Here is a 21,275-nt window from a genome sequence, read left to right as displayed (position 1 = left end):
CATATTTTATTTCACGGGCATTGAGTCAGTCTGCTTTTCCAGCTTTTCCTTCCGATTATAGCGAGAAGTATAGGCGATAGCCGCTGTCAGGGTTGCCAGATACTGAAAGTCCAGGGTCGCAAAGCGTGTTTTTGTCAGGTTTGATATTAACATCACAATCAGTACCGCGCCTGCGGCGAGGATGACGTCGGTTGGCAGAAGTCTTTGCCGGTGCGATATAATCAGATTACGCACCAGCAAGATCAGGGCTGCTGCGAGTATCATTGCCCCAACTATCCCCAGTTGAGAAAGCACCGTAATATAGGCGTTGTGTAAATGAGGCTGAGGCTTTAATTTTTTAGCCTGTTTTTTGTCCAGCGGGTCCTGTAAATCACCAGGCTTGAAGTGTTTGGTAATTTGAGTGCCGGGTCCCCAGCCAAATATCGGACGTTCCAGCCATCGCTTGATGCCGTAATCCCAAAGGTGCAACCTTGTCGCGGTAGAGCCTTTGATTGGCACGTTGTCCAGTGACTCGCCTTCGATAAGCATGGCTATAGTAGGCTTGTTGAGCGTGATGCGCTTGGTGATCAGTTCCGTATTCTGGCTTGTAACAATGACAACAAGCAGGCCGGATAAAGCATAGATGAACAGATGTCGTTTGATAAATTGAAACAGGGAAAGAGAGTAGAGGATGACAACGGCAAGTGTTGCCAGCCACACCCCTCTTGATGCGGCGGTAATCTGAATTTGCAACATGAGCATAATCATAACAAGCCATGCCAGGGCTATGAGTATTTTAGTGTTTCTCGAAGAGGGAGTTGCCATGATTCTGGGGGTGAAAATGATCATGGCTACCAGTGCAGCGCCGGACAGGATGGCGGCAAAACCTATCGGGTAGGAAAAGCCGGTCCTTTGAGTGTTGAATACTTTTTCAATATCCGACATCTCGGTGTCGATAACCAGCCTTACAAGGATTCCGGCCAGAGCGAGGAGCAGGCAGTGAAAAATCACTTTTGTATTGCCCCGCATCCACCAGGCCAGAATCAAAAAGACAATCAGGCGCCCCCAGTTCCTGGCTTCCTTCCATTGTTCCTCGGAGGTATGAGGGAATTCCAGTGAAGTGATGTAGGCATGGAGGATCAGGTAAATAAGAAAAATACCGGCTACCCAGACAGCCGGGTCCTGCTTGTAGTCATCCCAGACCTGGCGCCAGGAAACCAGCATGGCCGAGAGCATGAGCAACAGGCCCAGAACTGTACCGGCTTTATCCAGGAATGCAAAAAAAGCAAAAAGATAGAGCCCGAACAGGCCTGCTTTATGACTGTTGATAGTATCAAATCGTAAAATGGGCATATTATACAACATTATGACTTGGGATGGCTTTTGTAATGGGCCTGGATTTTTTCATGCAGAGGGCGCAGTGTGTTTTTCCAGTTCAGATGCTTTTCTGCGTAGTCTCTTGCAGATGATGACATTGACGCCAGGCGCTCGGGATCCAGCATGAGCCTTTCCAGTTGTTGAGCGAGGTCGTTCGGCTCCAGAGTGAACATAATACCGTTATTGCCTTTATCTGCCAGATCCTGAACGGAAGGGATCGTTTCCGTGGCGGCGATGGCATTGCCAAAATAGAGCGCTTCCACCAGAACATTGCCGAATGACTCGGTACGTGAAGGAAGACAGAATATTTTGGCGCGGCTGTAAAAGTCATAAAGTTCGGCTTTGGACTGGATATGTTCGTGAAATTCCATACGATCTTCCAGATCAGGATGCTCGCGTACAAACGTTTCCCGAAAACGTCGAAATTCGGCCGTTTGTGAGCCGATAAAGACAAATCGCCAGTCATCGGGGATCTGCATTTTGGCAACGCTGCGAACCAGATGTTCGGTGTTTTTCTGATGACTCCCCATTCGGGCAACATGCAGGACGATGTTCTCCTTGTCGGAAAAGTTCCTTTCCCTAACTGACAAGTTTTTGACAATATCCGGGTCAAAGCCGCAAGGTATCAGAAGCTTTTTGTCTGCTGTTACCTGCTTGTTATTCTGGTAAGGCTGGCTGCTTTCGAATGATACCGCGTTGCATTTTTTAAGGAACAGTTTACCCAGTGCCCGCATATAGAATTTGTAAGGAAGAAAGGCTTTTTCCACATAAAAGGTAAATGCCGGGAGTGCTGTATCAGCTTTGGAATAAAGAAATCCCTTCGGATTAAACAGCTTGTATACAAGGCCGTAATAGATCGGGCGCTTTTTAACGTTATAAACCATCAGTACGTCGATTTTTCCGGCATTTCTGGCCAGGTACCAGAAAAAGGGCAGCTTGAATTTCTTTGAGAAGAAATGGGGCAGAAAGCGAATCTTGAGGCCTTTCAGTTCGTTTTCAATATAAGGGTATTCGCCATTTCGGTAGGTCAGAACCTCGGCGTCATACCCGTAATGCTTGTAGAGCGTGTACGGAATCATACCGTGGGGCTGCATCAGCCGGACGTTATCAATTACCTCACAGGCAATCACGAATTTCAGTTTCTTTTGCATCAAGCTTATCGCAATCCGGGGCTCTTGAAGGGGCCGATTATAAGTGAAAATGGCTTCGAACGGGGTCAGGAATCGCCGTTTGTTTCACAACTCGGAAAATGACGATTCCCGATAGAAAAGGTCGGCGGTGAGCGATTTTTGTCCATTTTCCCGCCACTTTCCGGGGCGGGAATGTTTGTTGAGCCGGAACCGTACCGTCCTGACCTGGCCGGGCGATGGGGCTGCGGCAAAATCGGGTTGCCGGAGGGCCCCGCGCGGGTTTGCGACGTTGTCCGGCGGGCTCTTGAGCGAACGACAACGCCGCGATTTTCGCATAGAATACCCTCCTTTGAGCCGATTTTTCAGAGGAGTAGTGCGGTATGTCGATGGCCGAGCGTGACGGTGTCATCTGGTTTGATGGTGAAATGGTCCCCTGGCGGGACGCCCAGGTGCATGTGCTGACCCATACCCTGCATTACGGCATGGGGGTGTTCGAGGGGCTGCGCGCCTACAAGGCGGACCAGGGCACGGCGATTTTCCGCCTGCAGGAGCATACCGACCGGCTGTTCCGCTCCGCGCATATTCTCAACATGCAGATCCGCTTCGACAAGCCGACCCTTAACGCCGCCCAGCTGGCGGTGGTGCGCGAAAACGGCCTGGAATCGGCCTACGTCCGGCCGATGTGTTTCTACGGCGCCGAAGGCATGGGCCTGCGCGCCGACAACCTGCAGGTGCATACCATCGTCGCCGCCTGGGAATGGGGCTCCTACCTGGGGGCCGAGGGGATGGAGAAGGGCATCCGGATCCGGACCTCCTCCTTCACCCGCCATCACGTCAACGTCACCATGTGCCGGGCCAAGGCCAACGGCAATTACATGAACTCGATGATGGCCCTGCAGGAGGCCGTGCGCGACGGGTATGATGAGGCGCTGCTGCTGGACGTGGACGGTTTCGTGACCGAGGGCAGCGGTGAGAATTTCTTCCTGGTGCGCAACGGCGTGATCTATACCCCCGAGCTGACCTCGGCGCTGGAAGGCATCACCCGCGACACGATTTTGCATCTGGCCCGGGATCTGGGTTACGAGGTGCGGGAGAAGCGCATCACCCGGGATGAGGTCTACGTGGCCGACGAGGCCTTCTTCACCGGCAGCGCCGCCGAGGTGACGCCGATCCGGGAACTGGACGGCCGGGCCATCGGTTCGGGGATACGCGGTCCGGTCACCGAACAGCTCCAGCGCCACTATTTCGATCTGGTCCACGGTCGTGTCGACAAGTACACAGACTGGCTGGCCTACGTAAAATAAAATCATCACCTGCGAGGAGGCGAAGGCAGTGACCCAGAATACGAAACAGCAATCACCGGCAACCCGTAAGCCGGTGCAGGCCAATGCGGCCAGCCGGTACGAAGTGACCCGTGCGGAGCTGCCGCTGCACTGTCCGATGGACAACATGACCCTGTGGGATTCCCATCCGCGGGTCTATCTGCCCATCGAGGAGCAGGGCGGCGAAGCCAAGTGCCCCTATTGCGGCGCCATCTATATCCTCAAGGATCTGTAAGCGGCGAGCCCCGGCGAGCAACCATGAAACTCCAACTCCCCCAGTTTGAACAGGCCCGGGTCCTGGTCCTCGGCGATCTGATGCTGGATCGCTACTGGCACGGCGACACCTCGCGCATTTCCCCCGAGGCGCCGGTGCCGGTGGTGCGGGTCGGCGAGGCCGAGGAGCGGGCCGGCGGCGCCGGCAACGTGGCGTTGAATATCGCCGCGCTGGGCGGTGCGGCCCGGGTGATGGGGCTGACCGGCGATGATGAAGCCTGTAACGCCCTGGACGATATTCTGACCACCGCCGGGGTGGAGTGTCGCTTCAGCAAACTGGCCGGCTGCGCCACGGTGACCAAGCTGCGCGTACTCAGCCGTCATCAGCAGTTGATCCGGCTCGATTTCGAGGACGGCTTCGAAAGTTATCAATCCGAGGATCTGCTGCGCCAGTTCGAGCAGCAGCTCGACGGCATGGGCGCGGTGATCCTCTCCGATTACGGCAAGGGCACCCTGCGCGAGGCGCGCGCCTTTATTCAGGCAGCGCGCAACAAACAGATCCCGGTGCTGGTCGATCCCAAGGGCAATGATTTCGAACGCTATCGCGGCGCCACGTTGATCACGCCCAACCTGACCGAATTTGAAGCCGTGGTCGGCCACTGCCGGAACGATGAGGAGGTGGTCAGCAAGGGCATGGCCCTGATCGAGCAGTTCGAACTGGATGCCCTGTTGATCACCCGCAGTGAACGGGGCATGACCCTGCTGCGCCGCGGCCAGGAGGCCCTGCACATGCCCACCCATGCCCGCGAGGTGTTCGACGTCACCGGCGCGGGCGATACGGTGATCTCGGTGCTGGGCGCGGCAATAGCCGCCGGCGAGGATCTCGCCGCCGCCACCGCCTGGTCGAACCTGGGGGCGGGTGTCGTGGTCGGCAAACTCGGCACCGCCACGGTGAACATCGACGAGCTGCGCCGCGCCGCCCGCGCCCAGCACGAGATCGAAACCGGCGTGGTCGACGAGGATCTGCTGGTGCGGCTGGTCAAAGACGCCCGCGATCACGGCGAGACGGTGGTGATGACCAACGGCTGTTTCGATATCCTGCATCCGGGCCATGTGCTCTATCTGCAGCAGGCGCGCAAGCTCGGCGATCGCCTGGTGGTGGCGGTCAACGACGACGCCTCGGTCAGGCGGCTCAAGGGCGAGTCGCGGCCGATCAATACGGTCGAACGGCGTATGGCCGTGTTATCCGCGCTCGAATGCGTCGACTGGGTGGTGCCCTTCAGCGAGGACACCCCCGAACGGCTGATCTGCAATGTGCTGCCGGATCGGCTGGTCAAGGGCGGGGATTACAAACCCGAAGAGATCGCCGGGGCTCGATGCGTGCTGGACACCGGCGGCAAGGTGGAAGTGCTGGACTTTATCGAAGGCCACTCCACCACCGACATTATCAAAAACATCACAGGCAAACAGAAGGCGGAATCATGATTATCGTGACCGGCGGCGCCGGCTTTATCGGCAGCAATATCGTCAAGGCGCTCAACGACCGCGGCGAGTCGGACATTATCGTGGTAGATAATCTCACCAACGGCGTGAAGTTCAAGAACATTGCCGATTGCGAGATCGCCGATTATCTCGACAAGCAGGAATTCATCGCGCGCATCAAGGCCGGCGACACTTTCGCCAAAAAGGTCAAAGCCATTTTCCATGAAGGCGCCTGTTCCAGCACCACCGAGTGGGACGGCAAGTTCATGATGGAAAACAATTACGACTATTCCAGGGCTTTGCTGCATTACTGCCTGGAGCGCAAGATTCCTTATTTATATGCCTCGTCCGCCTCGGTCTACGGTTCCGGCAGTGTGTTCAAAGAGAGCCGCGAATATGAACAGCCGATCAACATGTACGCCTATTCCAAGTTCCTGTTCGATCAGTACGTGCGCCGCCATCTGCCCGAGGCCAAAAGCCAGGTGGTGGGCTTCCGTTATTTCAATGTCTACGGACCGCGCGAGCAGCACAAGGAGAGCATGTCGAGCGTCGCCTTCCATGTGAACAACCAGATCACGGAAAACGGCAAGGCCAAATTGTTCGAAGGCTGCGACGGTTACGGCAACGGCGAACAGCGCCGTGATTTTGTCTATGTCGGCGATGCGGTGGATGTGAATCTCTGGTTTATGGATCACCCGGACAAATCCGGTATCTTCAACCTGGGTACCGGGCGCAGCCAGACCTTCAAGGATGTCGCTGAAGCGGTCATCGCCTGGCACGGCAAGGGCGAGATCGAATACATTCCCTTCCCGGAGCATCTCAAGGGCCGTTATCAAAGCTTTACCGAGGCGGATATCACGGCCCTGCGCGAAGCCGGTTACGCGGCCCCTTTCAAAACCGTCGAACAGGGTGTCACCGACTACATGCGGTGGCTGCACCGCGACAGCCAGTAATCACGGCGACCGGTGAGCGAGACCTCCCCTTCCGAGCGACTCCTGGTGATCGGCCCCGCCTGGGTCGGTGATATGGTCATGGCCCAGAGCCTGTTTATGACCCTCAAACAGCAGCGCGGTAATCCCGTCATTGATGTGGTTGCGCCCAAATGGTCGCTACCGCTGCTGGCACGCATGCCCGAAGTCCACGAGGGGATCCCATTGCCCGTGCAACACGGCGAACTGGGGCTGGGCAAACGTCGGGCGCTCGGCCATGCCCTGCGCCGGCATCGTTATGATCAGGCCATCGTCCTGCCGCGTTCCTTCAAGGCGGCACTGGTCCCGTGGTTTGCCCGCATCCCCCGACGCACCGGCTACCGGGGGGAGCTGCGTTACGGTTTCATCAACGATACCCGGCCACTGGATAAGCGTGTGCTGTACCGGACCGTAGAGCGTTTCGTTGCCCTGGGGCTGGACGGCGAGGTGAATGCCGCGCCATCGATACCGCAACCCCATCTGGCGGTCGATCCGCACAACCAGCAGGTCTGCCTGGAGAAACTGGGCCTGACGACCGACAAGCCGATCATCGCCATGATGCCCGGGGCCGAATACGGCCCGGCCAAGCGCTGGCCAACAGCGTATTATGCCGAGCTGGCACGTAAACTGGTGAGTCAGGGGAAACAGGTCTGGGTCCTGGGTTCGCAAAAAGAATCCGGACTGGGTGAGCAGATTGCGGTAGCCGATGGCATCACCAATCTGTGTGGCAGGACCGAACTGGTGGATGTGGTGGATCTGCTGGCGTTGTGCGATCAGGCAATAACCAATGATTCGGGGCTGATGCACGTGGCCTGCGCGGCCGGGACGAAAGTTATTGCCATTTACGGTTCCTCGGATCCTGCTTATACGCCACCTCTTTCAGACAAGGCCAGGATTATTTACCAGGGGCTGGACTGTAGCCCGTGTTTCGAGCGGACCTGTCCGCTGGGGCATACCAACTGTCTGTATACAATCACGCCGGAAATTGTGGCCGGAGAAATAGGATAAAACCATGTCCATAACCGCGACCATCATAACGCTGAACGAAGAAGAAAATATCCGTGACTGCATTCTGTCGGTACAGAAGGTTTGCGATGAGGTGATTGTGGTTGACTCACTCAGTCAGGATAAAACCGTGGAGATTGCAGAGAGCACCGGCGCAACGGTGTACAGGCAGGCCTATCTTGGTGACGGTCCGCAAAAAGCATTTGCCGTCCCCGGGGCGAAAAATGACTGGATACTAAGTATCGACGCCGACGAGAGACTGGAACAGGATACGATCGAGGCGATCCAGAACCTCGATCTCGTTAACAGTCACTATGATGGCTATTCCCTGAAAAGACGCAACTTTGTCGGGGAACACTGGATCAAGGCTGCTGGATTTTATCCCGATCGCGTAGTCAGGCTCTATCACAGAGAACGCGCGGGCTATCTGCCCAGAAAGGCCCACTCCAGGGTCGAGGGTGAAAACATTGCCAGGCTTGACGCGCATATAGAGCATTTTACGTACAGGGACTATACCCACTGGGTAGAGCGAATCAACCAGTTAAGCAGTCGCGATGCCTGGGCAAAACATCAAAAAGGTGTCAAAGTCACCCGGTTTACCCCGGCCCTGCATGCCACAGGCGCGCTTATTCGCAAGTTGATTTTCAAAGGCGGAATATTTCAGGGGCAGGACGGAATTACAGTCGCTGTCACCACGGCATTTCATGCATATATGAAGTATATGAAATTAATCGAATTAAAAGAATTATCAAGCCGCAATAAATTATAATCTCCACGATATAGATAATAAGTGCTGCCAGCGAATTACAGATTATGAAGATTATCGAGCTATGTCTTTCCCCCTCGCTTGGCGGACTTGAGCTATATTCCTTCAGGTGTTCCATGATTTTGAGTGACAAAGCCAACATGCTTGGTGTTGTCAGGCCGGGCAGCAAGTTGAGTTCAATGTATCAACGCCATACCCTCGGTATCGAAGAGCTGAAGCCAGGATTTAAACCTTTTCCGTTGCTGGCCGCCAGAAAGCTGGCGAAGATCATTGATCGTTTTGACGCTGATATTATTCATGCGCATTGGGTTAAGGATTTACCACTGGCATCACTGGCAAAGCGGCTGTCACGGAAAAAGCCCCGGCTGGTTTTTACCCGGCATATGAAGATTACCCGCTACAAGAACGACATTTATCATACCTTTTTCTACAAGAATATCGATCTTGTTCTCGCGATAACCCGACAGATGGAATCTGATCTCAGGCGATTTCTTCCCGCTCAGCTTGAAGATCGGATTCTGACGCACTATCACGGTGTCCCTGAGCCCGCAAAAATTCTCAGCACCGAGGAAAAAGCCGGGTTAAGAGAAAAACCGGGCATTCCGGCCGGGGCTTTCCTGGCCGGTATCTTCGGCAGGATCAAGGATACGAAAGGGCAGTACCTGGTGATTGAGGCGATCCGGAAGCTGCATGCCGAAGGTCATTATATTCATGGGTTGATTGTCGGCCATCCGATGGACGACCGTTATCTTGAGTTACTCAAACAGGAAGTCAATGCCTCGGGTCTTTCCGACTACATCAAGTTTATGGATTTTGTCGAAGAACCGCAGTCATGGATGCAGGTTTGTGACGTGGTTATACTGGCTTCTCATGAAGAAACTTTTGGACTGGTGCTGGTGGAAGCCATGCGGGCCGGCGTGGCGGTGATCGGTTCCGACAGCGGCGGTGTGCCCGAGATTATAGAGCATGACCTGGATGGCCTGCTGTTTCGACCGGCGGACAGTCAGGCGCTGGCCGGACAATTGCGAATGCTCGTTGACGACCCGCAGAGCAAAAAGCGACTTGCCGCGGCCGGCAAGGCAAAAGCGGAGCGGGTATTCGATCAGAGAGAACACTTCAGAGTGTTATATCGTTATTTTACCGATCTTGCAGGGAGCAAGCGCGCTGGCAGTAATGAACAGATGCCCGACTAGGTTTTATCCCTGGCGATTATTCAATGCCTGTATAAATGTATGGATGCTTTTCGAGGTCCCGGTAATGTCGATGGCCGCCATGTCGTCCTCAGCGGCACTGTCGGGCGGGGAGAAGGTCAGCCGCTTGTCGTCACTGTTGAGTGTCTGCCAGCGCAATGCGGTGGACGAACGCCGTCGAGGGTAAAAGCCGACAGTCGGTACGTCGAGGGCGCCGGCGATGTGTAAAGGCCCGGTGGAACCGGCGATAAAGAGATCGGCAATAGCAATATGCCGGGCGAAAGCCGTCAATCCCTGCTGGGAAATATATCGGGTATGCGGAACATCCTGCAGCAGGTCGGCAACGTTTTCCATGCCGGCCTGCTCGCCGGGACCGGCACTCAGAACAAAGTGGAGTCCTGAATCGGCACTCAACTGCTGTATCAACGAGGCGTAGCTCTCCAGCGAAAGGTTGTTGGCCGATCCCCCGGACCCCGGATGTACAAACACCAGTCGGCTTTCGGGGGGGATATTGTGCGTATTTATAAAGTCATTTTTCAGCGCGGTTAGTTCGTCGGCCGGAAAAATGAGATAAGGTGGAAGGGGCCGGGTCGGGTGTTCGATTCCCAGGCTGTTCAGAAACGCGTAGGCCAGATCAAGATTATATTCATATTCGGGTTTCAGGGACCTGGAGCGGCGCTGGGTAATACGCCGGTTGTAAAACACCTGGGCAATCTTGGTGGCCGGCGCAAATCGTATCGGGATGCCGGCCAGGAGGGTTGCAAGCGCAATCCGGGTTGTCGAAAAGAGTGTTATGACCGCATCATACTCACCTCTGCGAAGCTCGCGTGAAAGCCGCATCAACCCGCCGCTTCCCGGGCTCTGGCCCGGATCCAGTACAATCTGATCGATCCAGGGGCACATCGCGGCCATATCACGCGTATAGGAGGGGACCAGGGCGTGGAGCTCACAGTTTTCAAAGTTGCTCTTTAACGCGGCAAAGACAGGCAGACTCAACATGAAGTCGCCAAGTTTGTCATTGCGTACAATCAGAATTCTGGTTCGGGAGCGGGACATGACTGTGTATAGCGGTGGTGGATTTAATCTATACTATTAAGATTGTTTTAATAACACAACAGTTTGGGATGCAGGATGAGTTTTGTTACCCGTAAAGCCGGTCAGCGCTATATCATTTATGATGATGAGACATTCGATGAGCCGGAGCAGATTTTGTTTACCTCCGATGCCTGGGCGCGACGGGATGCGATTGTCGGTTTTGCCGATGGCCGTGGAACCACCTTTTTTGTCACCTATCAGGATCACGAGCTGGCATTGCGACACTACCACCGTGGCGGGCTGATCGCGCGCTGGTCACCGGATCGCTATCTCTGGACCGGACTGGGGTTGACCCGCGCCTGGCGCGAAATGCACCTGTTACAGCGTCTGCGTGAATCGGGTCTGCCTGTCCCCCGGCCGATCGCGGCGCAAATTGTTCGCCACGGACTGGTCTATACCGCCGATATCATGACCCGGCGCATCCCCGGCGCCCGCGCGCTGGGCGGAATCCTGACAAGCGGCAAGCTGGATGCCGGGCAGTGGAACACCCTGGGCAAAGTGATCGGGCGCTTCCATGAGCAGGGGGTTTATCATGCCGATCTCAATGCCAACAATATCCTGCAGGACAGGGCAGGGCGTTTCTATCTTATTGATTTTGATCGTGGCGTCATCAAACGTCGAAGCAAGGGTTGGCAACAACGCAACCTGCAGCGACTGCACCGCTCACTGGTCAAACTCAGGGGCGCCAATGAGACCTTCCATTTCACCGAAGCCAACTGGCAGGAGCTGCTGGCGGGGTATAGTTGAGTTCTGAGTTCTGAGTTCTGAGTTTCTGGTTCTTAGTGCTTGTTCGGGCATAAACTCCGAGGTTCCGGCTGAAAAGTTGAGATGCTGGCTCCGCGTTGCTTGAGCGAGCCTACGTGGAGTGACTGGTCCATATAGATTTTATTCTTCGCCCGCCCCTGGAACAATCCAAAATAGAGTAATCGTGTAGGTCACGCTGGCGGTAGCCTGCGTGACACAACCTTGAATCGAGGCGGGATGCCAGGTAGCACTGCGAGCAACCTGGCCTACAATTGAGTTCTGAGTACTTGGTATCTAGTCCCTAGCCCCTCTTCAGTACAGGGCACAACTTCTGCAATTCGTCCAGATAGCGTTCGGCGATATCGTGGTTGGCTTCGATGAACGCCCGGGCATGTGCGCCCATGCGTTCTCTTTGTTGGCGATCCTCAAGCAGGGTTTTGATGGCTTCCACCAGGTCGGCCTCATTATCAACCTGTATGGCGCCACCGGCGGCAAGCAGGTCTTTGGCCTCGGCACGGAAGTTATCCATATACTGTCCGAAGATGACCGCCTTGCCGGCCCGGGCGACTTCCAGAATATTCTGTCCGCCATGGGGTTTGAAGCCGCCTCCCATGAGCACGAATTCGGCCCCGGCAATAAAACCCGCCAGTTCGCCGAACGTATCGGCAATATAGATATCGGTCTCGGCCGTGATCGGCTCCTGGCGACTGCGCACCGCGATATTGAGTGACCGGGGTTTGAGACTGTCGAGGATGTTGTTCAGGCGATGAATATGGCGCGGCGCGATGACCAGCAGCGGGCGCGGCGTAGCCAGTTTCAACCAGCTTTCGACAATCAGCTTTTCTTCATCGTTGCGGGTTGAGGCGGCCAGGACATAGGGCCGTGTCAGCTCGATCATCGAATCACGGGGGAGAGTGATTGATGCATATTTGATATTGCCCATCAGTTTGATTTTTCTCGGGCCGGAAAGCGCCAGATAGTGCTGTTGATCTTCCTCGCTTCGGGTTAAAACTTTGTAAGTATATTCGAGTGTATGCCGGAGTATCTGTTGTACGAATTTTGATGATTCTGTTGTGCGCCGTGATAGCCGACCGTTAATAATGATGTTTTTGATACCATGCTGAAAACAATACTCATACAGATTGGGCCACAGCTCGGTCTCCATAATCAAAAGACATTGTGGCCTGACACGCTGCATGTACCGGTTGATGGACCATTGCCAGTCGACAGGCAAATAGTGGTATTTGACACTGTCACCAAGCTGTTTTTCTGCCACCCGGCGGCTACTGGGGGTGTTCATGGTGATCAGGATCTGCAACGCCGGATGATTATGCTGCAGCAGACGAATCAGTGGGAGCGCCGCGTTGAACTCCCCGATCGATGCGGCATGGAGCTGGATATCGGCCCGGATGTCGGCATTGCCGAGACCGAATCGCTCGATCAGGTAACGTCTGTCGCGGTTGCGCAGCGCGGTCCACAGGGTATAGAGCGTGATCGGCAGGGCCAGAAGAAACAGCAGCCGGCTGTACCGCTTCAGTGCCTTGCGGCGGCGTACTTTATAGAGTTTGGGTTCCCAGTCCGGGCGGGTGCGATAGCGCCGGTGGGCCCACAGATACTGCGCGGGGGTACGCCGCACCTGCTCCTCGATGGCCTGGTTGATCAGGGTGGCATCCTGGACATCATCACCGGTCGGGAATGCGCTGATAACCGGGCCGATCCGGATCCGATAGCCCTGATTGCCCGGCAGGCGCTCGGAATAAAAGGGCACCAGCGGCGCCCCCGAGGCTTTGGCGATGCGGGCAGTGAGGGTTAAGGTGGCGGCCGGTACGCCCATGAACGGGGCGAAGACCGAGGCCCGGTTGCCAAAGTCCTGATCCGGGGCATACCAGACTATTTTTTTCTGTTTCAGGTTGCGCAGGATGTCGCGCATGTCGCGGCTGCGGATCAGCCCGTCCAGCATCCTGTTGCGGTTATGCACCATGACCGCTTCGAACAGCGGATTGTGGGCGCGCTTGTAGGTGGGGCGCAGCCCCTCGACATGACAGGCGAGAAATTTGCCGCTGATCTCCAGGGTGGTGTAATGGCCGCCCAGCAGCAGCACCCCCTTGCCCTGCGCCTCGGCCTCAAGCAGGTGTTCCAGCCCCTCGACCCGGTAGAGCGATTTCAGGCGCCGTTCCGAACCCCACCAGGCCAGGCCGGATTCGAAGATCGCCATCGCCGTGGAGTGAAAGTTCTCGCGAATGGTTCGACGCAGTGTCTGCTTGTCGAATTCCGGGAACGCCAGCCGCAGATTGGTGCGCACAATGCGCCGCCGGGCCGGCATCAGCGCGTAGCCCAGCAAACCGAGGGTCTTGCCCAGGGCGTTGATGGCCGGATAGGGGAGCTTTGCCGTCAGCCACAGCATGCCCAGTCCCACCCAGGTGGGCCAGAAGCGGGGATGCAGGTAGTCGCGAACGGGAAACGGGCTGGTGGAGTCGGACATGATCGGCGTCGGTAATGGAGGTGCGGGGATCATACCCCAATCACCGCGGGCTATCAGCGAATCAGTTTCGACAGCGTGCGAAACTGCGCATGCTGTGCATCCCGCAGCCATTCGAACAGGGCCGACTCGGTCATGATCACCGAAATCCCGGCCTGACGCAGTCGGGCCAGCGCATTGCGATGATGACTCTTGCGCCGTGCGGCGATGGCATCTTCAACCACAAACACCTGATAGCCGTGCTCGGTCAGTTGTACGGCGGTCTGCAATACGCAGATATGGCTCTCCATCCCGCCCAGCACAATCTGGCGACGGCCGTTACGACGCAGCTGCTCGGCAAACCCGGACGCGCGGTAACAGGAGAAGCAGGTTTTCTCGATGGCGGGATCGTTCAGATGGGTGGCCAGTTCCGGCTCGGTCGGCCCCAGTCCTGTCGGATACTGTTCGGTATGGACCACGGGAATGCCCAGAGCGTTGGCCGCCTGGCTCAAAATACCGGTGTTGCGCAGCAGTTGCTCGCGCACCGGCTCTTCCATGGCCGCGGCCAGCTTTTGCTGGATATCGATCAACACCAGCTGACTGGTGGCGGCATCGCACAGCAGGGGCGGTTGGGGCATAACGGGGTTTACTGCAGCCAGGCGTTGACCTGCTGGATATCCTGTTCTGCCAGGACACCGGCGGCCTGTTTCAGCCGGAACGATTCCAGGATGTAGTTGTAACGGGACTGGGCGTAGTCCCGTTGCGCCCGGAACAGCTCGCGCTGCGAGTTGAGCACATCCACGGCGGTACGGGTGCCGACTTCAAAACCGGCCTCGGTCGCCTCCAGTGCGGTACGGCTCGATTCCAGCGCCTGGGCGAAGGCCTTCACCTGGCTGATGTTGGAGACCACGCTCAGGTAGGCGCTGCGAATCTCGCGTTCGATGGCGCGCCGCTGCTGGATGTACTGCTCCTTGGCCTGGATATGCCGGGCCGCGGCTTCGCGGGTCCGGGATTTGACCAGGCCCCCGCTGAACAGCGGCACATTGAGCTGCAGCGCGATGCTGGTCTCTTCGGTTTCCTGGGCACCGAATCCGCCGCCATCGGTATCTGTATAGGTATGGTCCGCGACAAGATCCAGGGTCGGGTAGTGCCCGGCCCGGGCCCGGTTGATCTCTTCTTCGGCGATTTCACGGGATTTTTCCGCGGCGATCAGGGAGAGGCTGTGATCCAGCGCGGTTTCCACCCATTGATCGATGTCTTCCGGCTCGGGGCGCAACAGCGGGCTCTCCTTGTCCAGCTCGGCGATCGCCTCGTGGGGCATGCCGGTGATCTCGCGCAGATTTTCGCGCGCCACCTCCAGCTCGTTCCGGGCGTTGATGGTCTGGGCCTCCGCCTGATCGCGGCGGGCCCGGGCTTCGTGCACATCGGTGATGGCGGTCAGCCCCACATTGAAACGCTCTTCGGTCTGATTCAGCTGCTGCTCGATCGCCTTTTGTTCGGCCCGGGCAAAGCCCAGGTTATCGATGGCGCCGAGATAAGTAAAATAGCGCTGCGCGACGCGCACCATCAGTTCCTGCCGGGCGTTACGGAAGTTGGCCTCGGCCCGGGCGACCTGGGCATCGGCCTGGCGCAGTTGCACGTAATAATCCTGGCGATAAATAGTCTGGCTAAGTGACAGACTGTAACTGCTGCTGTCGTAATCTTCGCTGGTCCCTTCCCGATTAGTATTGGGTTCGTAGATGTTGTAATCCGTGGTGTTCCGTCCGGTTCTGCCGGTCAGATTGACCTGCGGCAGCAACGGCGCGCGACCCTGGGCCTTGGCTTCCTGATTGGCACGGTAATCGGCTTCGGCAGCCTGGTACTGCGGATCGTGTTGTACCGCCTGCTCATAAATCGACATCAGATCGTCGGCGGCGGCGCTCAAACTGAACAGCAACAGACTTAAACTGGTAACAAGTTGTATTCGTTTCATTAGCGGTATTTTTGCATTTGCGGATCCACCTCGTCGGCCCAGCGGTCCACGCCGCCTTCGAGATTGATCACATTATTAAAACCTTCCCGTTCGAGAAAAAGGGCGACGGCACGACTGCGAATGCCATGATGGCAGATTACGACGGTTTCCCGGTTCTTGTCCAATGATTCAACCGCCGCCTGAATTCTGCCCATGGGGATCAACTCGGAGCCGTCAATATGACAGGTCTCGTACTCCCACGGTTCCCGCACATCCAGCAGCAGGGGGGATTCGGGACTTTGTTCCAGATGATTTTTGAGATCGCTCGGCGTGAATTTTTTCATGGGCGCTATTATGGGGGCGGAGCTGTTTGATTTCATCCCTATAAAAATAGGGACGAGGTACGAGTGACGAGGGACGAGGTAAGCGGTACGACCGGTTCTGATGTTCGGGGTTCCTCGTTACTCGTCCCTCGTCCCTGGGCCCTCGCTCGTTCTCTGACACGCTTTCGCGTGTCAGAGAACGAAGCGCTCCGGTTGTTCCGCGTTTTTCAGCGGCCGCAGGTCGGTTTCGAAGATGTCCTCCCTGGCCCAGTCCTCCTGGTCGACCCGGGTGATCACCATGACATCCATCACCGGCGGGTCGCCGACGATGGCGAACAGGCGGCCGCCGACCGCCAGCTGGTGCATGAAGGCTTTGGGCAGGATCGGCAGGGAGCCGGTGAGGCAGATCACATCATAGGGGGTGTGCTTGTCCCAGCCGTGGGCGGCGTCGCCGACATCCAGCGTGACATTCTGGATGTTGTGGGCGCTGAGTTTGGCCTGGGCGGCCTCGACAAAATCGCCGTGGATGTCGACGCTGTAGACGTGCTTGGCGAGGCGGCCGAGCAGGGCGGTGACATACCCGCTGCCGGTGCCCACTTCCAGGACCGCGTCGCCGGGTTTGATCGCCAGCGCCTGCAGCATGCGCGCCTCCAGCTTGGGCGACATCATCACCTCGTCGTGGCCCAGCGGAATATTCATGTCGGTGAAGGCGAGCTTGCGGAACTCGGGCGGGACGAATTCCTCGCGCGGCACTTCCATCAGCAGATCCAGGACCTGTTGATCCAGCACTTCCCAGGGCCGGATCTGCTGCTCAATCATGTTCAGACGGGCTTGCTCGAAATTCATCTCCGTCATGGGACTCCCTCGCACGGCGCGGTTGTTATGGTTATTGTCAGCCGCTCAAGATTACGGTCTTTCCCGCGCCCCCGCAAGGCGCCGGGCGGGTAAATACCTTCAAAATCGGGCGCTTACCCATAAAGGCTGTTTATACCTGCACACCGCCGGTACGTAGGCTATATTTATACTCCCCGCCGGAGCGGGACGACGGGAGTTCCTTTATGGTCATTTCGCACACCCCCAGGCTGCATGTTACCGGCGTCCGGGCCCAGGCCGCCTGGCTGGCGCTGCTCGGCAGCGTGGCGCCGTCGCTGGCGGGCGAGCTCGCCTGCCGGCGCTGGTTTGCGCCGTACCGCTTTCGTCGGCCGCCGCGCGAGCGGGTCTGGCTCAATACCGCGCAGCGCGAATATGTCGCCTGTCACGAGGACTGCACGGTGGCGCTCTATCGCTGGGGCCGCAAGGGGCCCCGGGTATTGCTGATGCACGGCTGGAACGGCCGCGCCACCCAGCTGAGCGCCTTCATCGAACCCTTGCTCCAGGCCGGCTATCAGGTGATCGCCTTCGACGCCCCGGCCCACGGCAACAGTCCCGGCAAGCGCACCGATCTCATCGAGATCGCCCACGCCCTGCGTTCGGTGTCGGTTCGCTACGGGCCGTTCGAGGGGATCATCGCCCACTCCTTCGGGGTGGCCGTCACCGCCTACGCCCTGCGGCATCTGGGGGTCTACGCCCGGCGGGTGGTCGGGGTCAGCCCGCCGGGGCGCATCCCCTACCTGTTCAACAACTTCTGCGACTTGCTGCGCCTGCCGCTGCGCGCCCGCGAGGCGTTCGAGGAGCGGGTCATCGCCCGCTTCGGCAAGGATGTGTGGGAGCAGCTCTCCCCCGAGGCCAACGTGGAGCTGCTGGAAAATGTCCCGGGCCTGCTGATCCACGACAACGACGATCGCGAGGTCACCCCCACCCAGGGTGAAATCCTCCACCAGGCCTGGCCCGGCAGCCACCTGCTGCGCACCGACGGCCTCGGCCACCGCCGTATCCTGCGCGACCCCGCAGTGATCGCTCACACCGTTCGGTTCCTCCAGCGCGGTCAAATCCCGGAAATCGCGGAATAGCCCTCCTCCTCCATTCCCTTTCTGGGTGTCGCCGTAATCAACGCGGAGGACGCGGAGACGCAAAGGCGCGGAGCAATGATCTTTTTCGCCTTACAGGTCAATCGTGACCCTGGCGTAGGCCCGATATAGCAAAGCGGTATCGGGCAAAACCGACCCGCAACCCCCTTCCACGACCCTTTTTCGCAGGGTGCGTCCCACGCACCGGCTCCCCGCCTCGGGCAGAAAGCGGTGCGTAGAACGCACCCTACACCCGCATTCCTTTTCTGGATATCGCCGTGATCAACGCGGAGGACGCGGAGTCGCAGAGGCGCGGAGAAGTGATGTCTCTTGGGTTTGCGAACCAATCGTGGCCCTGGCGTAGGCCCGATATAGCAAAGCGGTATCGGGCAAAACCTTCTGAACCCCCTTCCAAGAACATTTTTTGCAGGGTGTGCTTCCCACGCACCAAAACCTCGACCCTCATCCCTGTCTTTTTCGGTATTGCATTGTCCTACCCGATTGATTAACTTGGTCTCTCAGACCGCCGGGGGTGCCGAGTAATACAGGTTCTTACCGACTTCCCCTCTCCCCCAGGGAGAGGGCGACGTACAGGGATGTACTAATGTCGCGGAAGGCAGGACGCCGAGAGCGACGAAGGGTGAGGGGATCTGATACTGGCTGAGACATACCCTGTGATGAATTGAATCATTCCGAACCTGATCCAGGTAGTACTGGCGTAGGCAAGGCGGAGTCACACAAGCAGTCCCCCTTTTCGTGTGCGGTCGTGGAATTCAGCTATGAGGCAAACACCATGAGCGCTATCCCCGAAGACTTTATCCAGAAGACGGCCCAACTCTCCGACGACGTCACCCGGCCGTTTCCCAGTTCCAAAAAGACCTACGTCACCGGCTCGCGCGAGGATCTGCGCGTGCCGATGCGCGAGGTCGAGTGCACCCCGACCCATACCGAGCAGGGCGAGGAACTCAACCCACCCATCTATATCTACGACACCTCCGGCCCCTACACCGATCCGCAGGTGACCATCGATCTGCGCCAGGGCCTGGCCGAGGTGCGCGCCAACTGGATCGCCGAGCGCGACGACACCGAACTGCTCGACGGGCCGACCAGCGAGTACGGCCGCCAGCGCCAGGACGATCCGGAGCTGGCCCACCTGCGCTTCGAGCACATTCGCCAGCCGCGCCGCGCCAAAGCGGGCAAGAACGTGACCCAGATGCACTACGCGAGGCAGGGCATCATCACCCCCGAGATGGAATACATCGCCATCCGCGAGAACAACAAGCTGCAGGAGATGCGCGGTGATCCAAGATACGCGAAGTTGTTGCGCCAGCATGCCGGCGAGAGTTTCGGCGCCAGCATCCCGGAGGAGATCACCCCCGAGTTCGTACGCGACGAGGTGGCCCGCGGCCGCGCCATCATCCCGGCCAACATCAACCACCCGGAACTGGAGCCGATGATCATCGGCCGCAACTTCCGCACCAAGGTGAACACCAACATCGGCAACTCGGCGGTCACCTCCAGCATCGAAGAAGAAGTCGAGAAGATGGTCTGGTCGGCCCGCTGGGGCGGCGATACGTTGATGGATCTGTCGACGGGCAAGAACATCCACGAAACCCGTGAATGGATCCTGCGCAACGCGCCCATGCCCATCGGCACCGTGCCCATCTACCAGGCACTGGAGAAGGTCGACGGCAAGGCCGAGGACCTGACCTGGGAGATCTTCCGCGATACCTTAATCGAGCAGGCCGAGCAGGGCGTGGACTACTTCACCATCCACGCCGGCGTGCTGCTGCGCTACGTGCCGCTGACCGCCGAGCGACTCACCGGCATCGTCTCCCGCGGTGGCTCGATCATGGCCAAGTGGTGCCTGGCCCATCACACCGAAAGTTTCCTCTACACGCATTTCGATGAGATCTGCGAGATCATGAAGGCCTATGACGTCAGCTTCTCACTGGGCGACGGCCTGCGCCCCGGCTGCATCGCCGACGCCAACGACGCCGCCCAGTTCGCCGAGCTGGAAACCCTGGGCGAGCTGACCCAAAAAGCCTGGGAACACGACTGCCAGGTGATGATCGAAGGCCCCGGCCACGTGCCGCTGCACAAGGTTAAAGAAAACGTCGAGAAGGAACTGGCCGACTGCTACGAGGCCCCGTTCTATACATTAGGCCCGCTGGTCACTGACATCGCCCCGGCCTACGACCACATCACCTCCGGCATCGGCGCCGCCAACATCGGCTGGTACGGCACCGCCATGCTCTGCTACGTCACGCCCAAGGAACACCTGGGCCTGCCCAACAAGCAGGACGTACGCGACGGCATCATCACCTACAAGATCGCCGCCCACGCCTCGGACCTGGCCAAAGGCTTCCCCGGCACCCAGGTGCGCGACAACGCCCTGAGTAAAGCGCGCTTTGAATTCCGCTGGGAGGACCAGTTCAACCTCTCGCTCGATCCCGATCGGGCCAGAGAATTCCACGACGAGACCATGCCCAAGGAGGCGCACAAGGTGGCGCACTTCTGCTCTATGTGTGGGCCGAACTTCTGTTCGATGAAAATTACGCAGGATGTGCGCGAATACGCGGCTAAACTTGGCGTGAGTGAAGAGGAAGCGCTCAAGGAAGGCATGAAGGAAAAATCGGTGGAGTTTGTGGACAAGGGTGCCGAAATCTACCAGAAGACCTAGTTGTCATTACGAGCGAAGCGCGGCAATCTCGCTCTTCGCTCGTCATTCCGGCGCAGGCCGGAATCCAACTTCCCTCGCGTATAAGGGGAGGTTAGAGCCTGCCCCGCACTTGATGCGGGGGAGAGGGGAGTAGATTAACAGTACTCGTCACTAGCACCTCGTAACTCGTCCCTGCCCGAAGGGCCGGGGAGGGTTAGGGAGGGGTGATCAGATCAATAGCCTTGTCACTAGCACCTCGTAACTCGTCCCTGCCCGAAGGGCCGGGGGAGGGTTAGGGAGAGGGGAGTAGATCAACAGTACTCGTCACTAGCACCTAGTAACCCGCCCCTGCCCGAAGCGCCGAGCAGGCAACCCGCAAAATCATGGACTACAATCAGCTGCAGGAGGACAGATCATGGCACGCAACATCGACGACATTGAGAAGGAACTCATGGCCCTGCCCGAACAGGACCGGTCACGCATCGCCCTTGATTTAATCCGCAGCCTGGACAACGACGATGAGCCGCTCTCGCGCGAAGAATGGGAAGCCGCGTGGCTGGAAGAAGTCCGGCGGCGGGAAGCGGAAATCGACAGTGGTAAAGCGACTTTGGTGTCGCATGAAGAATTAATGGCGTCGTTAAAATCAGTACTTCGGGAATAGTAG

19 protein-coding genes are annotated in these 21,275 nt (G+C 57.8%); 11 read left to right on the top strand and 8 right to left on the bottom strand.

Features of this window, described 5'->3' with window-relative positions; genetic code table 11:
* Window positions 1-6 precede the first annotated feature (6 nt).
* Both EDC23_RS11640 and EDC23_RS11635 read right to left on the bottom strand, forming a co-directional pair.
* Entirely contained in the window at window positions 7-1,332 is a 1,326-nt protein-coding gene (locus EDC23_RS11640) for an O-antigen ligase family protein (protein ID WP_166668857.1), read from the bottom strand.
* Between the two features lie 11 nt (window positions 1,333-1,343).
* Entirely contained in the window at window positions 1,344-2,450 is a 1,107-nt protein-coding gene (locus tag EDC23_RS11635; RefSeq protein WP_166668856.1) for a glycosyltransferase family 4 protein, read from the bottom strand.
* Between the two features lie 416 nt (window positions 2,451-2,866).
* Between EDC23_RS11635 and EDC23_RS11630 the strand changes: the two genes are divergently transcribed.
* The 7 genes from EDC23_RS11630 (at window position 2,867) to EDC23_RS11600 (ending at window position 9,435) form a co-directional block, all read left to right on the top strand.
* On the top strand, window positions 2,867-3,790 hold the full coding sequence (locus tag EDC23_RS11630; protein ID WP_134084757.1) for a branched-chain amino acid transaminase: 924 nt from the start codon (window positions 2,867-2,869) through the stop codon (window positions 3,788-3,790).
* A 28-nt stretch (window positions 3,791-3,818) separates the two neighbouring features.
* Window positions 3,819-4,043 (top strand): zinc-finger domain-containing protein, encoded by a 225-nt coding sequence (locus EDC23_RS11625; RefSeq protein WP_243830781.1) that lies wholly within the window; start codon window positions 3,819-3,821, stop codon window positions 4,041-4,043.
* A gap of 23 nt (window positions 4,044-4,066) precedes the next feature.
* Window positions 4,067-5,506 (top strand): bifunctional D-glycero-beta-D-manno-heptose-7-phosphate kinase/D-glycero-beta-D-manno-heptose 1-phosphate adenylyltransferase HldE, encoded by a 1,440-nt coding sequence (hldE, locus tag EDC23_RS11620; protein WP_134084755.1) that lies wholly within the window; start codon window positions 4,067-4,069, stop codon window positions 5,504-5,506.
* On the top strand, window positions 5,503-6,456 hold the full coding sequence (gene rfaD, locus EDC23_RS11615; RefSeq protein ID WP_134084753.1) for an ADP-glyceromanno-heptose 6-epimerase: 954 nt from the start codon (window positions 5,503-5,505) through the stop codon (window positions 6,454-6,456). Before hldE ends, rfaD begins: the two co-directional genes overlap by 4 nt.
* 12 nt (window positions 6,457-6,468) lie before the next feature.
* Window positions 6,469-7,479 carry a lipopolysaccharide heptosyltransferase II gene (gene waaF, locus EDC23_RS11610; protein WP_279585927.1) on the top strand — a complete coding sequence of 337 codons (1,011 nt, stop codon included), beginning with the start codon at window positions 6,469-6,471 and terminating at the stop codon, window positions 7,477-7,479.
* A 4-nt stretch (window positions 7,480-7,483) separates the two neighbouring features.
* A complete protein-coding gene (locus EDC23_RS11605; RefSeq protein WP_134084751.1) occupies window positions 7,484-8,245 on the top strand; it encodes a glycosyltransferase family 2 protein in 762 nt (253 codons plus the stop codon).
* A gap of 119 nt (window positions 8,246-8,364) precedes the next feature.
* Window positions 8,365-9,435, top strand: a complete 1,071-nt coding sequence (locus EDC23_RS11600) for a glycosyltransferase family 4 protein (RefSeq protein ID WP_166668855.1) — start codon at window positions 8,365-8,367, stop codon at window positions 9,433-9,435.
* 3 nt (window positions 9,436-9,438) lie between these two features.
* Here the strand turns inward: EDC23_RS11600 and EDC23_RS11595 are convergent, their stop codons facing one another.
* Window positions 9,439-10,488, bottom strand: a complete 1,050-nt coding sequence (locus EDC23_RS11595) for a glycosyltransferase family 9 protein (RefSeq protein WP_134084747.1) — start codon at window positions 10,486-10,488, stop codon at window positions 9,439-9,441.
* Window positions 10,489-10,563: 75 nt separating this feature from the next.
* Between EDC23_RS11595 and EDC23_RS11590 the strand changes: the two genes are divergently transcribed.
* Window positions 10,564-11,274 (top strand): 3-deoxy-D-manno-octulosonic acid kinase, encoded by a 711-nt coding sequence (locus tag EDC23_RS11590; RefSeq protein WP_134084745.1) that lies wholly within the window; start codon window positions 10,564-10,566, stop codon window positions 11,272-11,274.
* A 298-nt stretch (window positions 11,275-11,572) separates the two neighbouring features.
* Here the strand turns inward: EDC23_RS11590 and lpxL are convergent, their stop codons facing one another.
* The 5 genes from lpxL to EDC23_RS11565 form a co-directional block, all read right to left on the bottom strand.
* Window positions 11,573-13,786, bottom strand: a complete 2,214-nt coding sequence (gene lpxL, locus EDC23_RS11585) for an LpxL/LpxP family Kdo(2)-lipid IV(A) lauroyl/palmitoleoyl acyltransferase (protein ID WP_166668854.1) — start codon at window positions 13,784-13,786, stop codon at window positions 11,573-11,575.
* 20 nt (window positions 13,787-13,806) lie between these two features.
* Window positions 13,807-14,367, bottom strand: coding sequence for a hydrolase (locus tag EDC23_RS11580; protein WP_134084740.1), 561 nt, complete (start codon window positions 14,365-14,367; stop codon window positions 13,807-13,809).
* An 8-nt stretch (window positions 14,368-14,375) separates the two neighbouring features.
* Window positions 14,376-15,701 carry a TolC family outer membrane protein gene (locus EDC23_RS11575; protein WP_134084738.1) on the bottom strand — a complete coding sequence of 442 codons (1,326 nt, stop codon included), beginning with the start codon at window positions 15,699-15,701 and terminating at the stop codon, window positions 14,376-14,378.
* Window positions 15,701-16,024 (bottom strand): rhodanese-like domain-containing protein, encoded by a 324-nt coding sequence (locus EDC23_RS11570; protein WP_134084736.1) that lies wholly within the window; start codon window positions 16,022-16,024, stop codon window positions 15,701-15,703. Before EDC23_RS11570 ends, EDC23_RS11575 begins: the two co-directional genes overlap by 1 nt.
* A 171-nt stretch (window positions 16,025-16,195) precedes the next feature.
* Window positions 16,196-16,849, bottom strand: a complete 654-nt coding sequence (locus EDC23_RS11565; protein ID WP_208321370.1) for a protein-L-isoaspartate O-methyltransferase family protein — start codon at window positions 16,847-16,849, stop codon at window positions 16,196-16,198.
* Between the two features lie 212 nt (window positions 16,850-17,061).
* Here EDC23_RS11565 and EDC23_RS11560 point away from each other — a divergent pair, with 212 nt between their 5' ends.
* From EDC23_RS11560 to EDC23_RS11550, 3 genes are all read left to right on the top strand, one after another.
* Window positions 17,062-17,952 carry an alpha/beta fold hydrolase gene (locus tag EDC23_RS11560; RefSeq protein WP_134084732.1) on the top strand — a complete coding sequence of 297 codons (891 nt, stop codon included), beginning with the start codon at window positions 17,062-17,064 and terminating at the stop codon, window positions 17,950-17,952.
* Window positions 17,953-18,742: 790 nt separating this feature from the next.
* Window positions 18,743-20,632, top strand: a complete 1,890-nt coding sequence (gene thiC / locus EDC23_RS11555; protein ID WP_134084730.1) for a phosphomethylpyrimidine synthase ThiC — start codon at window positions 18,743-18,745, stop codon at window positions 20,630-20,632.
* Between the two features lie 394 nt (window positions 20,633-21,026).
* Window positions 21,027-21,272 (top strand): addiction module protein, encoded by a 246-nt coding sequence (locus EDC23_RS11550; RefSeq protein WP_134084728.1) that lies wholly within the window; start codon window positions 21,027-21,029, stop codon window positions 21,270-21,272.
* The last annotated feature ends 3 nt before the right edge of the window (window positions 21,273-21,275 follow it).

The sequence above is a fragment of the Thiohalophilus thiocyanatoxydans genome (assembly GCF_004366735.1).
Classification (GTDB): domain Bacteria; phylum Pseudomonadota; class Gammaproteobacteria; order UBA6429; family Thiohalophilaceae; genus Thiohalophilus; species Thiohalophilus thiocyanatoxydans.
Note: the sequence above shows the minus strand (reverse complement) of the source record. Positions and strands in the feature narration are given on the sequence as shown.

Bases quoted from the DNA above. Each gene is read 5' to 3' on its own strand.
- EDC23_RS11640 (WP_166668857.1), bottom strand. From the start codon at position 1,332: ATGCCCATTTTACGATTTGATACTATCAACAGTCATAAAGCAGGCCTG.
- EDC23_RS11635 (WP_166668856.1), bottom strand. From the start codon at position 2,450: ATGCAGCCCCACGGTATGATTCCGTACACGCTCTACAAGCATTACGGG.
- EDC23_RS11630 (WP_134084757.1), top strand. From the start codon at position 2,867: ATGTCGATGGCCGAGCGTGACGGTGTCATCTGGTTTGATGGTGAAATG.
- hldE (WP_134084755.1), top strand. From the start codon at position 4,067: ATGAAACTCCAACTCCCCCAGTTTGAACAGGCCCGGGTCCTGGTCCTC.
- rfaD (WP_134084753.1), top strand. From the start codon at position 5,503: ATGATTATCGTGACCGGCGGCGCCGGCTTTATCGGCAGCAATATCGTC.
- EDC23_RS11605 (WP_134084751.1), top strand. From the start codon at position 7,484: ATGTCCATAACCGCGACCATCATAACGCTGAACGAAGAAGAAAATATC.
- EDC23_RS11595 (WP_134084747.1), bottom strand. From the start codon at position 10,488: ATGTCCCGCTCCCGAACCAGAATTCTGATTGTACGCAATGACAAACTT.
- EDC23_RS11590 (WP_134084745.1), top strand. From the start codon at position 10,564: ATGAGTTTTGTTACCCGTAAAGCCGGTCAGCGCTATATCATTTATGAT.
- lpxL (WP_166668854.1), bottom strand. From the start codon at position 13,786: ATGATCCCCGCACCTCCATTACCGACGCCGATCATGTCCGACTCCACC.
- EDC23_RS11580 (WP_134084740.1), bottom strand. From the start codon at position 14,367: ATGCCCCAACCGCCCCTGCTGTGCGATGCCGCCACCAGTCAGCTGGTG.
- EDC23_RS11575 (WP_134084738.1), bottom strand. From the start codon at position 15,701: ATGAAACGAATACAACTTGTTACCAGTTTAAGTCTGTTGCTGTTCAGT.
- EDC23_RS11570 (WP_134084736.1), bottom strand. From the start codon at position 16,024: ATGAAAAAATTCACGCCGAGCGATCTCAAAAATCATCTGGAACAAAGT.
- EDC23_RS11565 (WP_208321370.1), bottom strand. From the start codon at position 16,849: ATGAATTTCGAGCAAGCCCGTCTGAACATGATTGAGCAGCAGATCCGG.
- EDC23_RS11560 (WP_134084732.1), top strand. From the start codon at position 17,062: ATGGTCATTTCGCACACCCCCAGGCTGCATGTTACCGGCGTCCGGGCC.
- thiC (WP_134084730.1), top strand. From the start codon at position 18,743: ATGAGCGCTATCCCCGAAGACTTTATCCAGAAGACGGCCCAACTCTCC.
- EDC23_RS11550 (WP_134084728.1), top strand. From the start codon at position 21,027: ATGGCACGCAACATCGACGACATTGAGAAGGAACTCATGGCCCTGCCC.